The sequence below is a fragment of the Bradyrhizobium sp. 45 genome, assembly GCF_023073155.1.
GTDB classification, from domain to species: Bacteria; Pseudomonadota; Alphaproteobacteria; order Rhizobiales; family Xanthobacteraceae; genus Bradyrhizobium; species Bradyrhizobium canariense_D.
In genome coordinates this window covers 18,788-32,667 of record NZ_JADPIX010000077.1, presented here as the reverse complement: position 1 = coordinate 32,667, position 13,880 = coordinate 18,788, and the positions used below count along the sequence as shown (strand labels likewise).

General features: G+C 60.1%; 10 protein-coding genes and 1 pseudogene. 3 read left to right on the top strand and 8 right to left on the bottom strand.

The features are described from left to right. The first annotated feature begins 362 nt into the window (after positions 1-362). Positions 363-704: a cyclic nucleotide-binding domain-containing protein gene (locus tag IVB42_RS13565; protein ID WP_231190922.1), complete on the top strand. Its 342-nt coding sequence runs from the start codon at positions 363-365 to the stop codon at positions 702-704. Here IVB42_RS13565 and IVB42_RS13560 read toward each other — a convergent pair. The 3 genes and pseudogenes from IVB42_RS13560 to IVB42_RS13550 all read right to left on the bottom strand — a co-directional run bounded on the left by IVB42_RS13560 (position 652) and on the right by IVB42_RS13550 (position 3,419). After that, a complete protein-coding gene (locus tag IVB42_RS13560) occupies positions 652-972 on the bottom strand; it encodes a 2Fe-2S iron-sulfur cluster binding domain-containing protein (RefSeq protein WP_345947074.1) in 321 nt (106 codons plus the stop codon). The two genes, IVB42_RS13565 and IVB42_RS13560, sit on opposite strands and share 53 nt — an antisense overlap. 232 nt (positions 973-1,204) lie before the next feature. Continuing rightward, positions 1,205-1,484 (bottom strand): annotated as a pseudogene (locus IVB42_RS13555) (aldehyde dehydrogenase family protein); the annotation flags it as partial. A gap of 1,764 nt (positions 1,485-3,248) precedes the next feature. Continuing rightward, positions 3,249-3,419, bottom strand: a complete 171-nt coding sequence (locus IVB42_RS13550) for a hypothetical protein (RefSeq protein WP_247395166.1) — start codon at positions 3,417-3,419, stop codon at positions 3,249-3,251. 1,201 nt (positions 3,420-4,620) lie between these two features. Here IVB42_RS13550 and nhaD point away from each other — a divergent pair. Together nhaD and IVB42_RS13540 are read left to right on the top strand one after the other, a co-directional pair. Next, entirely contained in the window at positions 4,621-5,901 is a 1,281-nt protein-coding gene (gene nhaD / locus IVB42_RS13545) for a sodium:proton antiporter NhaD (RefSeq protein ID WP_247395168.1), read from the top strand. Between the two features lie 322 nt (positions 5,902-6,223). Beyond that, positions 6,224-7,444 carry a cytochrome P450 gene (locus IVB42_RS13540; RefSeq protein ID WP_247470405.1) on the top strand — a complete coding sequence of 407 codons (1,221 nt, stop codon included), beginning with the start codon at positions 6,224-6,226 and terminating at the stop codon, positions 7,442-7,444. 68 nt (positions 7,445-7,512) lie between these two features. Here the strand turns inward: IVB42_RS13540 and IVB42_RS13535 are convergent, their stop codons facing one another. The 5 genes from IVB42_RS13535 to IVB42_RS13515 all read right to left on the bottom strand — a co-directional run bounded on the left by IVB42_RS13535 (position 7,513) and on the right by IVB42_RS13515 (position 13,755). After that, on the bottom strand, positions 7,513-7,686 hold the full coding sequence (locus IVB42_RS13535) for a hypothetical protein (protein WP_247395164.1): 174 nt from the start codon (positions 7,684-7,686) through the stop codon (positions 7,513-7,515). A gap of 353 nt (positions 7,687-8,039) precedes the next feature. Then, positions 8,040-8,252 (bottom strand): hypothetical protein, encoded by a 213-nt coding sequence (locus tag IVB42_RS13530; protein ID WP_247395163.1) that lies wholly within the window; start codon positions 8,250-8,252, stop codon positions 8,040-8,042. A 32-nt stretch (positions 8,253-8,284) separates the two neighbouring features. Continuing rightward, positions 8,285-9,658 carry a Na+/H+ antiporter NhaA gene (gene nhaA / locus IVB42_RS13525; RefSeq protein WP_247395161.1) on the bottom strand — a complete coding sequence of 458 codons (1,374 nt, stop codon included), beginning with the start codon at positions 9,656-9,658 and terminating at the stop codon, positions 8,285-8,287. 1,589 nt (positions 9,659-11,247) lie between these two features. Next, positions 11,248-12,615, bottom strand: coding sequence for a TRAP transporter large permease subunit (locus tag IVB42_RS13520; RefSeq protein ID WP_247395159.1), 1,368 nt, complete (start codon positions 12,613-12,615; stop codon positions 11,248-11,250). A gap of 3 nt (positions 12,616-12,618) precedes the next feature. After that, a complete protein-coding gene (locus tag IVB42_RS13515) occupies positions 12,619-13,755 on the bottom strand; it encodes a TRAP transporter small permease subunit (RefSeq protein WP_247470403.1) in 1,137 nt (378 codons plus the stop codon). Between the last annotated feature and the right edge of the window lie 125 nt (positions 13,756-13,880).

Sequence of the window (13,880 nt, the reverse complement as noted above, 5' to 3'; positions counted from 1 at the left end):
TCGCCGCAGCGCTTGCCGCGTCCCGGAAAGCGGAACTCCCTATGGTATTACCCATGCGCATTTCGCAATTGTGCAGCGGGGCGCTGGGACCTAACTCCTCAATCACCCTGAGAGACAACAATTCGCCTCCGAGCGCGTGTGGTTGGAGTTTTTGAGATTGAGAGCTTCCACAGCTGAATTGGACTTTGAGCGCGAGGCGTAGGCGGATTCAAACAAAGTTCGAGTTGGCCGCCCCATGACGCTCGAAATGCGATGCGGCGATCGTTAGAGGAGGCCGCAGTGACGCTTCCCGGCGAAATGGTAACCGACTTCTGGCAGCACTACCGGCGGCGGACCTCGATCTGCTGGCGCCCGAGCTAGAGATGGTAGCGCTCGATCGGGATGCGGTCGTCTCGCAGGCGGGTGACCAGACCGAGCACGTCCTCTTTCCTCATAGTGGCGCCATTTCTGTGATGATCGACATGGCCAACGGACAGACGGTCGCCAGCGCCGCAATAGGGCGCGAGGGAGCAGTAGGCACTCTTTCCGTGCTAGAGCCGTCCCCTTCGGCCGTTACCGCCGTCGTTCGTGCCGCGGGCATCGCCTCGCGAATCCCCTCATCGGACAAGGCGCACGTTCTGTCATTAGACGTTGGCAGTCGGTTGGGCCTATTTAGAGGTCCAAGGTCAGCTTTTTCGACTTTGCACCCGAATAGCAAATCATGATCGTCTTGTTTGTCTCTTGTTCCTGCTTGCTCAGAAACTGCTCGCGGTGATCCGGCATGCCTTCGATCACGCGTGTCTCGCAGGTTCCGCAGCCACCTTCCACAAGCGAAATTCCTGAATCGATCAGTGCATCCAGGAATCGACTTCCCGGGCTCAACGGCAATCGTACGATATCGAAACATAACGGCCGTGCCCATCTTCCAACCCAAGATCGCGCGAACCATCGGTTTGCTTCAGCGACGCGGAGCCCATCTATCCACGGCCGCACGGGTTTCTCGCGACAGATTGATTTCGAAATGGCCTGGAGAAATATGAGATACCGCTCCACATGTCGGGCGAACTGAACTCACGGGCCAACTCAGCCAGCCGTCAAAGCCCCGACCTTGAGCCAGAAGGTGTTCTGCGGATTCCGACGCGTGCGCCATCACGGCCGGAAACACTTTTGCATTGGCGGACGCTGGTCGTGACGAGCGCCAAGACCCGATGCGACGAGAGCAACTTCATGAGTAGAATCCGAGAACGGCCTTTGTCTCGAGATATTCTTTCAAACCCCTCTAGGCCGTACTCCCGGCCGTTGCCGGAACGCTTGTATCCACCGAAAGGTGCGTTCGGGTCCCAGTCAGGATAGTTCACATGGACCTGACCAGACCGGATCTCTCCGGCTACGGCCCGCACCGTTTCCATATCCGTGCCCTGCACGTGGGCGCCGAGGCCGTAGACAGTGTCGTTGGCGATCTCGATCGCCTCCTCCACTGTGTTGTAGGAAATGATGGACAGCACGGCGAATTCCGCACCAATGCATTATTTCGACTGCTTGTCCGATTGTTCGCTGTAGTACCCTATCCTACGATGAGGGCGTAACAGACCACCCCAAGTAGCCTCGGCGGTATATACTGAGATGAAAGCCACGGAGATAGGCCACTATGGTCGATGTAATGCACGACGCCGTTTAGTTTGATTCGGGAACGAGCATCAGAAGCTCCATTTCCAAACGCGTTCAAAAAATTCGGCGGCATCAGAGCTGCTTACATAACGAACTCAGCAGCTTAAGCGCTGGCTGGGGCGGGAGGGTACTCAGCCAGGTTTGGACCTGCGGCCGCTGAAGCTACGCACCTGAAAAGACTGGAGAAAATCCGGGCGACACTGGCAATGTGTAGCATCTTGGTGTCGCACTATCAAGAAACACCAAAAAACGAAACGGCGGCATATCTGAACCAACTGGCATCACACTGTCGTCTCACGTCCGGAGCGACCGCAACACAGGATGAACGACCATACCGCCCCAAGCTGGAACCCGTTCATGTCGTGTGGCCTGAGCGGCGTGCGGCCAACGTGTGCGACAGCAGCAGCGCCGCAGGGGCGAAGAAGGCGGAGGCCAAGGTGGTGCTCGGGGATATGACCAACGCGACCGACAGCCGCGGACCCCGGCGCGCGCGCTCTCATCAAAGGACTCGGCGACCTTCGCCCGCCAGTAGGAAGAGCACCGGAGGCAACGCTTCGCCCGCGCAGGCCTTCGCGGTCGTCCATTGGGCGAAGTTCTGTCGTTCGCGCGGTGGCCGCCGATGCCGTGCGAAAGTAGCCGATGACGTCTCGCGCTTGAGGATTGTGCTGATGAAGGACCCGCTTCAGAGTTCGCGTCCAGCACAATGGCTGTGTCGCGGACCAAATGAAGGGTGAAAAGCTCAGTCAGCCAGGCATTCCGAGTTCTGTGCGCTCCCAGATCACGCGTTACTTCTTCGAGAATTGGCCGTTACATTTTGCGGGATTAGGCGTTACTTTTGGGGGAAGTAACGGGGGGCGTCGGCAGAACCCCGCCTACTCCGCTTCCTACAATACTCCCTACGATGTCCTCTGAAATCGAACAGACGGCACCGTTCCTCTCGATAACGCTGCGCGTAGCCGCAGATGCACCATCGAGAGTCGCTTCGCCCGCAGGAATTCGATTGGGCCTGGTCCGAGGACCTCGTCGAAGGCACGGTACAAGCTCCTGCGACCCCCCTGCTGCAGAGCTCGGATACGTGCACGGCAGATGGCCATTATGTGCGATGTAGTGCTCCGCCTCCCGCACAACTTGACCGAAGATGGCGCATTGCGTTCGGCCTCGGCCGCAGGATCGAGGGCGGCCGGTGCGAGGAATATCTTGCAACGACCTCTAAGCCTTCCGATGCCACTAAACGGCTGCCCGCCTACAAGGAGGGTCGACCGTTTCCAGGCGACCTGCAACGGCAGCTACCTTCGTCGGCGGAAACGGACCCTCCGTTCAGTGCGGGCGTTGGGATTGGTCAGGGTCGGCGGAGCGGTCGCAGCTTGCAACACATGCGGGTCCGGCTCAGGTCCACCTCGTCGCGCGACTTCCCTGCCTTGTAGGGACCCGGTGCACAACCCGGCCCCCCACGGCCGAAACGCGGTCGGTAGTTCGGAGCGGCATCACCGCAAACAAGGTAACGGCGGTACGGATCGGGCTGGGAGGCGCTCGACACTCAGGGACATCAAGCAGCTGGGCCCACGCCGCTTCTTTCCTTGATCACGTTGCGTGTCGCGGGCCTACTGGTCCTCATGCTCTAACTGTTCGGCAAGTCCGTTGTATTCTTCAGTTAGATCCTTGATCTTTTCAGCGAATTGCGGGTGTGCCGCCCCTTCGGCTAATTGACGCAACCACACGGCCCTCTTGCGCGACCTTTCCGTGTCAAGGTGGATGGGAGGTTTCAGATACATTTGCTCTCCCTCCAATGCTCACAGAAAAGCCGCCCCGAAGGGCGGCCTTTCCATCCTTGGACGTAATTGTGTGCGGCGTTCGAGCGCCGTCTTTGGCACACGTTGAAGCATACTCCCACTCCTCGGGCGATTACCATCGCGCAGCGCACCAAAACGTTCGTGCTGCCGCGCATCTACCGGCATTGCTGCGCTAGGCTCGCTGAGACGCCGCGCTTCCTTCGCCTGCCAGTTGAGGTTTTGACTCTGAGCCACATTCACGACTGAACCTTCCTCGCCCGAGCGGAGGTCATGATAGTCAGGATTTTCCTGACGGGCGACAAGCGATCTCCCGACTGCCCGGCGAGCTGCCAATCGCTACATTCCGCTGGGGCTGAAGCGATCGTTCGTGGGGAGTCCCGTGAGGAAAGCATTTTTTGAGGACGCCCCGGCCGGCAACTTTTTGCGCAGCATCAAAAACTACTAGCCGTAGAGCCGAGAAACTCGCGTGCAGGTGCCGGCAAGGCTCGGGCTGCAGGCACGGGCCTTGCGTGCGCACACTCATTGCCCCCTTCTGTCCGCATGTGCAATTGCTTGATCGACAACTCCACTCTACCCGTCGATCTCGGCGCCGCACGTTGTCGAACCACTGGCTGCTCACAGGAGCAGCTGGGTAGGAGTCATCTGAATGTACGGCACCCTGCTGCTACTCGTCATGCTAATCGCTCTCTCCGTCTTCGGCCTCGTGGCCTTGGAGGTCGCGGCGCGTCGATCGCCTGAAGGTAAACCTCAAGCGGCCAGGCCGAAGCGGCGGCTGAGATAATCCGCGTTTCTCGGTCCATTCGCTGGAGAATGCTCAGTCGATAGCTGCCGTGCACGGCGGCTTCGCGGCGCTTTGTCCTGTCCTTATTTACTCGGTGCTGGGAGGCGAGCCGACGAGTGATCGCTCGAGCCGCCCGTCGCATTCGGAGACGAACCCGGTGCACCACTCGTTGCATACACGTACAGGGCCACGACAAACATCAGAACGGATACGACGGTGACAATCCAGCCGACGGGGCCGTTCGCGCGGGAGCCCCACAAGTTTGATCTGCTACCGTTTGGTTGAGACATTTTATTCTCCCAAGCCAACAATACTAGACCGCGGCCTTTCAGCACATGAGGCTTCTTAGCGCAGTTCGGTTCGGGCATGATCCCCACGAAAACCGGATTCGGAGGCTTCGTTTTGCTGGTCGCACTCGTCGTTGTTTTCGTCGTGGTTTATGCCGCTATAGCGCTTGAGCACCCGATCCAAATAGAGAAATCAGCTTCCGCCCTTTTTGGCGCCGGCCTGCTCTGGACGATCTATGCCGTGGGAGCAACTGACCACGACGCTATCGTCGAACAGCTCCGCGAGACCATCGGCTCGACTGCAGGGATCATATTTTTCCTGATGGGCGCCATGACCATTGTCGAGGTCATCGACGCGCACGACGGATTCGAGATCATCACCTCGCAGATCAACACAAAGAAGTTGACGACCCTGCTGTGGCTCATCTGCGCCGTGACGTTCTTTCTGAGCGCGGTGTTGGACAATCTCACCACCACGATCGTCATGGTCTCGCTGATCAGAAAACTGCTCGACAAGCAAAGTGATCGGCTGTTGTTCGTCGCGATGATCGTGATCGCTGCCAACGCAGGCGGCGCGTGGTCCCCCATTGGCGACGTCACCACGACCATGCTGTGGATCGGCGGCCAGATCACCGCTCTCGCCATAGTCAAGACGCTATTCCTCGCGTCCCTCACGAACATGCTAATTCCGCTGCTCATCGTGAATTACCAGCTGCGGGGGCGAACTTTCGCTTCTCCCAAGGTCGATGGCAGCGACGATGCGTTCACGCCCGCCTTCGAACGAAACGTCATGTTCACCCTCGGGGTTGCCATCCTGGTCCTGGTGCCAGCGTTCAAAACCGTTACGCACCTGCCGCCTTTCATGGGCATCCTCTTCGGCTTGGGAACATTGTGGCTCGTCGGCGAGATCATTCATCGCCGGAAGCAACCGCTGGAGAGAAGGCCGTTGACCGTGGCGCACGCCCTCACCCAGATCGACCTCAGCTCAATCGTCTTCTTCCTGGGCATTCTGCTGGCCGTTGCCACGCTGGAGCACACCCATATTCTTGCCGCTCTTGCAGCCTGGCTGGATCAAAGCATCGGCCGCACCGACGCAATCGTGCTTGCGTTGGGGCTGCTCAGCGCCATCGTCGACAACGTTCCCTTGGTCGCAGCGTCGATGGGGATGTATGGAATGAGCCAGTATCCACCGGACAGTTTCCTTTGGGAATTCATCGCCTACTGCGCCGGCACGGGCGGATCGATACTGATCATCGGCTCTGCTGCGGGAGTTGCTGCGATGGGAATCGAGAAGATCCAGTTCATTTGGTACATGCGAAAGATCAGCGTACTCGCGCTCCTCGGATACTTCGCCGGAGCGGCGGTGTACATTGTGCAGTTCCGGTACTTTCACTGAACGCAGGGACGCGCACGCGCCGAGGCAGTTTGAATGGACCCGCTTACTCTTCAGAGCCAATGCTCTCCTTCAGGCTTGCAGTCTGCAGGCCTGCGCGGCCGCAGGCCGGTCGCGCGTGCCTATGCCGGCCCGCCAATCCGGATGCCTTGGATCCGCGGGACAACCTACGTTGCCGTACTTTTCGGCGTGTCCACCCTCGGCAGCCGCGAAGCGCACCACCCGCTCCGGCGTGACGTGAAGGATTGAAGGCCCGAAGTAGGCTGTCTTCGCGACGGAGCACCGCTCAATTTTCATCCAAACAAGCAGATGCGCGGAAGCAGACATGCCCGACGAGCGACGGTTCGACATCTTATCCCCGGAGTTCCACGCGAACCCTTTTGCGACGCTCGACCGCATGCGAACCGAAGGCCCGGTGGTCCACTTGAGATTGCCTATCGTCGGCCGCACCTGGCTCGCGACGAGCCATGAGAGCTGCGCAGAACTGTTGAAAAACAGCCAGGACTTCGCGCGCGATCCCGCCAACGCGGGAAGCAGGACGCAGGAGCGGATATTGAAAGTTCTCCCGAAGACGCTCGGCGTTCTTGCGTCGAACATGCTCGGCCACGACGATCCGGAGCACCGTCGCCTGCGTGCCTTGGTCGATGACGCCTTCCAGAGGCGCACGATCGCAGTTCTCAAGCCGACGATCGTTGAGACGGCTGATCGGCTGCTCGACAAGCTGGACGGCAAGCCCGAGGCCGATCTCATGGCCGAGTTCTGCCGAGATCTGCCCCTTTCGGTAATCTGCGCGATGCTGGGGTTGCCGGAGAAGGATCACGACCGGTTCAAGAACTGGTTGGGCGGGTTGAAGGATACTGCGAATGTCTTGACGGTGATACGCGCCATCCCCGGTGTAATCAGCGTCGTGCAGTACCTTCGGCGCGTTTCGAGACCCGGTGGCGGGGCGCGGCCCGAGGGCCTCATCGCTGCGCTGCGCGAGGCGGAGATCGAAGGCCAGACGCTCAGCGAGAACGAGATCGTCTCCATGATCTTCCTGCTCTTCGGTGCAGGACAGGGAACCACAACGCATCTGATATCGGGCGGTCTCTACGCGCTGCTCACGAACAGGGACCAGTTGAGCCGGTTGCGCCAAGACCCGGGCCTGATGCCCACATGCATCGAGGAATGTCTTCGCTACGTCTCCCCCGTTCAGATGACCAAGCCCCGTTTCGCAACCCGGGATTTGATCTGGCAAGGACGCCAGTTCCGGCGCGGCGAGATGTTCGCGGCATTCCTTGCCGCAGCGAACTGCGACCCGGCAAGGTTCGAGCAGCCCCACACGTTCGACATCACGCGCCACCCAAATCCGCACCTTTCGTTCGGCACCGGCGTGCACTTTTGCCTCGGCTTCCAGCTCGCGCGCGCAGAGACGTCGATAGGAATTCAGCGCATCCTAGATCGCTTTCCCGCCTTGCGGCTTGCCCATGTGCCCGAATACATCAGGTGGCACAAGCGGCTTGGCATCCGCGCCTTGGCGCGATTGCCGGTGCGACTAGCGGCCTAAGGGCCGGTACCTCCCAGGATCCGAGACCGTGGGCCATCGGCTGCTCGGCACCTTGCCGCCTCTCTCGATCACCGAAGGATGTTGCGGATATGCCAGACTATGGTGGCGGCATAGACGAGGAGAGCGATGCAAATGCCAGCTGCCAATTGAGGCGTTGAAAGCGACGCTCTCGTCAGGAAGAACACGATGCAAAACAGGGCGATGACGCCCAGCAACGACGGCACATGTTTCATCTTGATCACCAATCATTTCCGAGCAGCCGCAGTAATGCGGCCTTTTCCCCGGCCGGGAAACAGCCCTGTCGATCATCTGCCCCGCGGGTCACAAGTAACACCCGGATTGCGACGTTTGATCTCCGCTGCGCGAACCTCGACCGACATTTTGGTGCGGTCCAGCGATTCGGCGATCGCCTCCCACGACGACCCCGCGGCCCGCATCGCCAAGAGTGTAGCCTCCTCCTCGTCGGTCCAGGCCTTACGGCGCCGCACGGGCCTTCTCCACTTGTCGATCCAGCCTGCTTAGCTTCCCATGCGGCTCTGGTCGGCCGTCCCGGCATCAACCATCAGTGAGCCGGCGGATCGCCGAATGATACGCATCAAATTTCCCCGCTGCGGGTCGAGACGAGCCGAATGGAAGAAGGCCCTTCCACATTGGCATTCGTGTAGGCCTGTGCGGCTGCGATCAGTTGCGTCACGGCCGACCTGTCATAGGCGGGATGCCCCGGATTGAGGTGCAGGTCCGTTTCGACGATCATCACCTGAGTGACCCCCGAGGACAATATCTCGAGGGCGAACGACACGAACGACACATGCGGAGCTCTAAAGGGCATCGGTTGGACTTTCACAAACGCCGGGCATTGCTGAAGCCCCAGCCGAGGCCGAGCATGGCCGCAAGAAGCGAGCCGAGAAGGACCCCCAATTTGGCGGCCGTCAACAATCCTTCATCCGCGAAGGCGAGCATGGAGATGAAGATGGACATCGTAAAACCGATGCCAGCCAGCAGCCCGATCAGCCAGACCCCGGTCCACGAAACTCCCGGAGCAAGCCGGCACCAGCCGAGTCGCACTGCCGCCCAGGTCGCGCCAACGACGCCGAGCGGTTTCCCGGCGACCAAAGCCAGCGCAGTGCCCAGCATCACCCAATGGCCGCCGGCGGGCAGGTTGGTGTTCGTCAAGCCGACCCCGGCATTTGCCAGTGCGAAGATCGGCATGATGCCGTAAGCCACCCACGGATGCAGTGCCATCTGCACCCGCGAGACCGGCGGCAATATCTCCCGATGAGCCACGCGAAGGTCCCGTAGCGGTTGCGCCAGTCTGTGCGGATCCCTTGCCATGACCGCGTCGCTGCTTCGTAACTGCTTGACAGCGCGAGACACCATTTCCAGCGGAGGCTCCCGCAAGGGAATTGCGCGCGCCGGAGTCATCAACCCAAGCACCACACCCGCAAGGGTAGGATGGATTCCGGCCGTCATGAACCCGATCCAAACCAAAGAACCTGGCAGGACGTACGAGAGCGCTGACCCGAACCCGATCCGCTGAAAGCCCAGGACTGCGAGAACGCCGAGCGACGCGATGACGAAGCCACCAAGCTGAACATCTGCGGTGTAGAACAGAGCAATGATCAGGACCGCAATGATGTCGTCGATGATCGCAAGAGCAAGGAGGAAGACCCGCAAATTGACCGGGATTCTTCGTCCAAGCAGGGCGAGAACTCCAACCGCGAACGCGATGTCCGTGGCCGTTGGCACCGCCCAGCCCTGCCCGCGATCCGGACCGGCGTTGAGGCTCAGATAGATCAGTGCCGGGAGGATCACGCCACCGGCCGCCGCGATCAGCGGCAGAATGGCCTGGTCCAGCCTGCTCAGTGCGCCTTCGTGGATTTCGCGCCGGATCTCCATGCCAACGACGAGAAAGAAGACGGTCATCAGGACGTCGTTCACCCAGAAGTGCAACGAGCGTGAAAAGACGAGTTCCCCCAAACCGATGGTCGCGGGAAGATGCCAGAAATCGTGATAGCTATGAGCGACCGGAGAGTTCGCCCAGATCAGTGCAGCCGCGGCGGCAATGAGCAGGACGGCGCCGCTGACGGCCTCGACGTGCAGGAACCTTTGAAGGGTATCGAGGGCCTGTTCGGCCAGCCGCTGGGGTTTCGGCAGATCGTCAAACGGAGGATTGTGGTTCACGGGCGCAGGATCTCCGCGTGGCGGCCCGACCATCGCTCTTCCTGTCGCTGCCGATACAGCGAACACCCGAGGCCGGTTATACATCGCATAGGCGGCATTTCAACCTTCGACGACGGAACAGGGCCTGCCGGCATTCGGCCGTGGAGAGGGTCAGTCGGCAGCGGCTGCATCATCCGTCCTCGCAGTCGGCGCTCATTCGAGACGTGCTCCCAGACGCCCGGAATCTTTGCAGCCTCGGCAAGCAGTACCGGCGCGCCACAGACGCTGGCAGTCTCGCCCCAACGCCTGACAGCGCCTCGCCGGGGTACTGAAATCCCGCTCTGGCTCGCGTAGTGGGGTGGCGTGATGGAAGAGTTCTACAGAGGCTTTGCGTAGCGTGCGCGCGATCTGGCGGAGAAGGCGGATCTATTTTACACGACGGCGGTTGCTTGACTTGGCCAAGCGGTACGATGCCCAAAGCAAACCGGGTCGAGGCCCGCGCGCCGGCCGGCGTCCCGCGCCACTCCGCCTGCGGCAGTCTTCTCCAGGGCCGGCGAGGCCGGCAATCAGCCTATCCCTCGTCGACCTCAGAAACACTCCAGCAGTTGCGACTACGCGGTCGATCGTTGCGAGGACTAGGTCACGCAGTTTCAATTGCGGCCCGCGATCCAGGAAGCGACCAATAGCCATTTGCGTACAAAACCACGAACATTCCCGTTCTCGGTCTGTTTGCCACGACGGCTGCTTCGAGAACATCCCTGCTCCCGGCCGGCCAAATGACGAGCGGCTCACGCACCGGTGGGATCGGTCTTGCGTTCTGAGCTGGAGTGACGACGTGCGGAAAGTCTTCGTCGTCGCACTGTCCGAGCAAGACTCGAGCGCGCCGCTTCGGTCCGGTATCGTACTGGTCGCTTGTCCGCCTGCTCACGGGATCTCTCAAGCTGCTCTAGTGCTTGAAGGTCGCGCGAATACTCCCGTATCAACTCCCCCAAAGCCGCCCGAGCAGCGCTGGGCGGAAGCACTTCCGCGAGGGCTGCGCACCGTTCAATGCGGCAGGACAACGCGTCACGTAGGGTCATCAAAACGCATCCGCCAGAGCTCTTTGCATACCGAATTTGCGCATATTGTACCCGCGGCAAGCCGGATTCAGCAAGAGCCGACCAGACTCATACTATGGAGGTAGCTCTAACGTAGCAGTAATCAGCGCGCCGTTCACTCGCAGCGCTGAGGCGCCCGGAAACACGATGGGTAAAATGCCGGGTCGCTCTCGCGGCGTCCACGCGACGGGGTGAATAAAAAAAGGGCCAGCAACCGAGCTGGAGTTCAAGCCATTTGGGCGAAGTAAGATGCCGGCGAAGGCAATCCCGTCCGTTAAGGAACCTCGGGATCTAAAGCTACGCGGACTGGCCGGAACGATCGCAAAGGTTTTGCGACCATTGGTGCGAAAACAGCGTTGCTCTCAATCGACATGGTGTTCTCGCACAATAAGCTGCAGACGAGCAGAACAGATCGTCATATTCTGGTTGTTTTAGTTGGACAAAATGGCTGTCGGCGATGAGCCGACGTCCGGTCACGTCGGTTGCCTAGAGCGCGTCACGGACGACTTCCAAATCAGCCGTGTCGCAGTCAACGAACTTTGTCGCTTACCGCGCGTACAGAACGCTCGGAAGCCAAACGACGATCGACGGGAAAAGAATGCAGAGCCCGACGCCGAGCCATTGCAGCGCCATAAATTGCAACGCGGCGCGGAAGATGGTTGCCATTGTGATCTCTGGCGGCGCGACGCTCTTAAGATAAAACAGCGAATAGCCGAACGGTGGAGAAAGGAAAGCCATCTGCATGTTGACCATGAAGATGACGCCGTACCAGAGCGGTACATCCTCCGTCCGTATGCCCGGGAGGCCGAACAGCCCACCCCATTCCAGGCTCTTCATTATGGGCAAGAAGATCGGCACAGTTAGCAAAAGGATGCCGACCCAGTCGATGAACATGCCGAGTACGAAAAGGATCAGCATCATCAGCATCAAAATGCCGTAGGGTGGCAAACCAGTGCCAAGAATCGTGTTCGCCACAAAGGTCTGCCCGCCCTTCACGATGAAGAAGCCGACGAACATCGTCGCACCGAAGAATATCCACATCACCATCGCGGTCGCCTTTAACGTCGCGATGGCAGCCTCCTGCACCGCCAGCCAGTTCAGCCTGCGGTGCAGCGCGGATACGAACAGCGCGCCGAAAGTGCCGATACCGGCCGCTTCCACTGGGGTCGCAATGCCGACAAAGATCACGCCCAGCACCAGCACGATCAGAAGCAGCGGAGCAATTGTATTCTTCAGCAGCCGAAGCTTTTCGCGCGTACTGACGCGTTCTTCCGGCGGCAGCGCGGGTCCAAGGCTAGGGTTGATGTAGCAGCGGATCAGAATGTAGGAGATGTACAGCCCCGAGAGCAGGAAGCCCGGAAAGATTGAGCCGACCAGCAATTCCCCCAGCGATTGCTGCGCGACCACTGCATAGACGATTGCCATGACGGAGGGCGGGATCAGAATTCCCAGCGTCCCGCCGGCGAGCAGCGAACCACAGGCAAGCTTCTGGTCATAGCCGCGCTTCAGCATCGCAGGCAACGCAATCATGCCCATGGTGACTTCGGTGGCGCCGACTACGCCAACCATCGCGGCGAGCGCGGTGCAGGCCAGCACGGTCGCGGCGGCAAGGCCGCCCTTGACCGAACCCAGCCATTTATAGACGGCGTCAAACAGTTCCTCGATAATGCCCGCTTTCTCCAGCATCGCGGCCATGAAGATGAACAGCGGCACCGCCGAAAGCTGGTAGTCGGTCATGAAAGGGAAGATGCGCGCCGGCATCATGTTCAAGATGGCCGAATTCCCGAACAGGAACAGAAACACTACCGCGAGACTGCCCGTGCAGAATGCCATCGGCAGGCCGAGCGCCAACAGCACTCCCAGTGACCCAAACAGCAGCAGCGTAAGCCATGCGATATCGATTTCGAAACCCACGGCTCAGCCCCTCCCGCGCCTCAGAATGAGGACATCTTTGATCAGCTTCGAAAGGCCCTGAAGCGCGAGCAGCGCAGCGCCAATCGGCATCATCAGCTTCACCGGCCAGTATTGCACGCCCCATTCGGTAAAGGAGACCTCGCCGGTGCTGCCGGGATTGAACGAATCCATGGCGAAGCGCCAACTCGTGAAGAACATCGTGAACACGAAGATGAAAAAGAATACTGAGGTTATGATGTCGGCAATGGCTTTGCCGCGCACCGAAAACTTCACGTAGAGTACATCGACGCGAACATGTTGATCGCATTGATAGGCATAGGCGCCTGCCAGCATGTATTGCATGCCGTACATCAGGAACATGCTTTCATGCAGCCAATTGGTCGGCGAATTGAACGCGAAGCGAGCGATCACCTCGTAATAGTAGCCGAACACCGAGATGACGGCCCAGTAGGCGACGTACTCGCCGGCGCGAATGTTCACCGATTCGATCGCGTCGGTTAATCGCGTGTGCAGGCTAAGCGTCGGATCTTCCTGCGTTCCGACTTGGGGCACGTCGGGCGGCACGACTTCGGGTGGCGCGTTGGCCAGTTGCTCGGCCTCGCGGAGCCGTTGCCTGCGCGTCAGGCCGGGCAGCAGGAAGGCGTCGCCGACCAGCATCGCCGCCATCAGGATGGCAAGCCAGCGTGAATAGCCACGCCAGCGCGCCAGGTCAGTCTCGGCCTGCTCAAAATCCGATCTGGCCTTGGGGCCGGCGGCCTCGGCCTTGGCCAAGCGCTCCTGCATCTGCGGCGTCGCATTTACGTTGGGCGGAATCTTGGCATGATCGAGTTCCGATATAGCGGCGCCGACCGCAGCGCGCGTGCGCGAGACATCCTCGCGCTTGTCGCGGATGACGTCGGTGGTGTGAAGGATCAGCAGGAACACCGGAATGAAGATGAAACCCCAGTTGTTCTTCAGGTAGAGGCGATGCAGACCCATGAAGCCTGAGCAGAGCCAGAACATATAGGCGATGAAAAGCGACGGGCCTCTGGGAACGCCTCGCCGGTGCTCACGCCGGACGAAGTAAATGGCCACAAGAGGAAAGACGACGAGTGTGCCCCAGTACAGCCAATGGGGCAGCACAAACGGAAGGCTGGGCATGAGTTTCCCCGGAATTCCCCGCGTCTGCGGGAACGGCAGACGGCTCCGACTTGGTCGATGGAAAGGCGCATTCCCGCTGCGGCCCTCCTGGCAAGGCGAACGGCGGCACTGACTCCCGCGCCGCC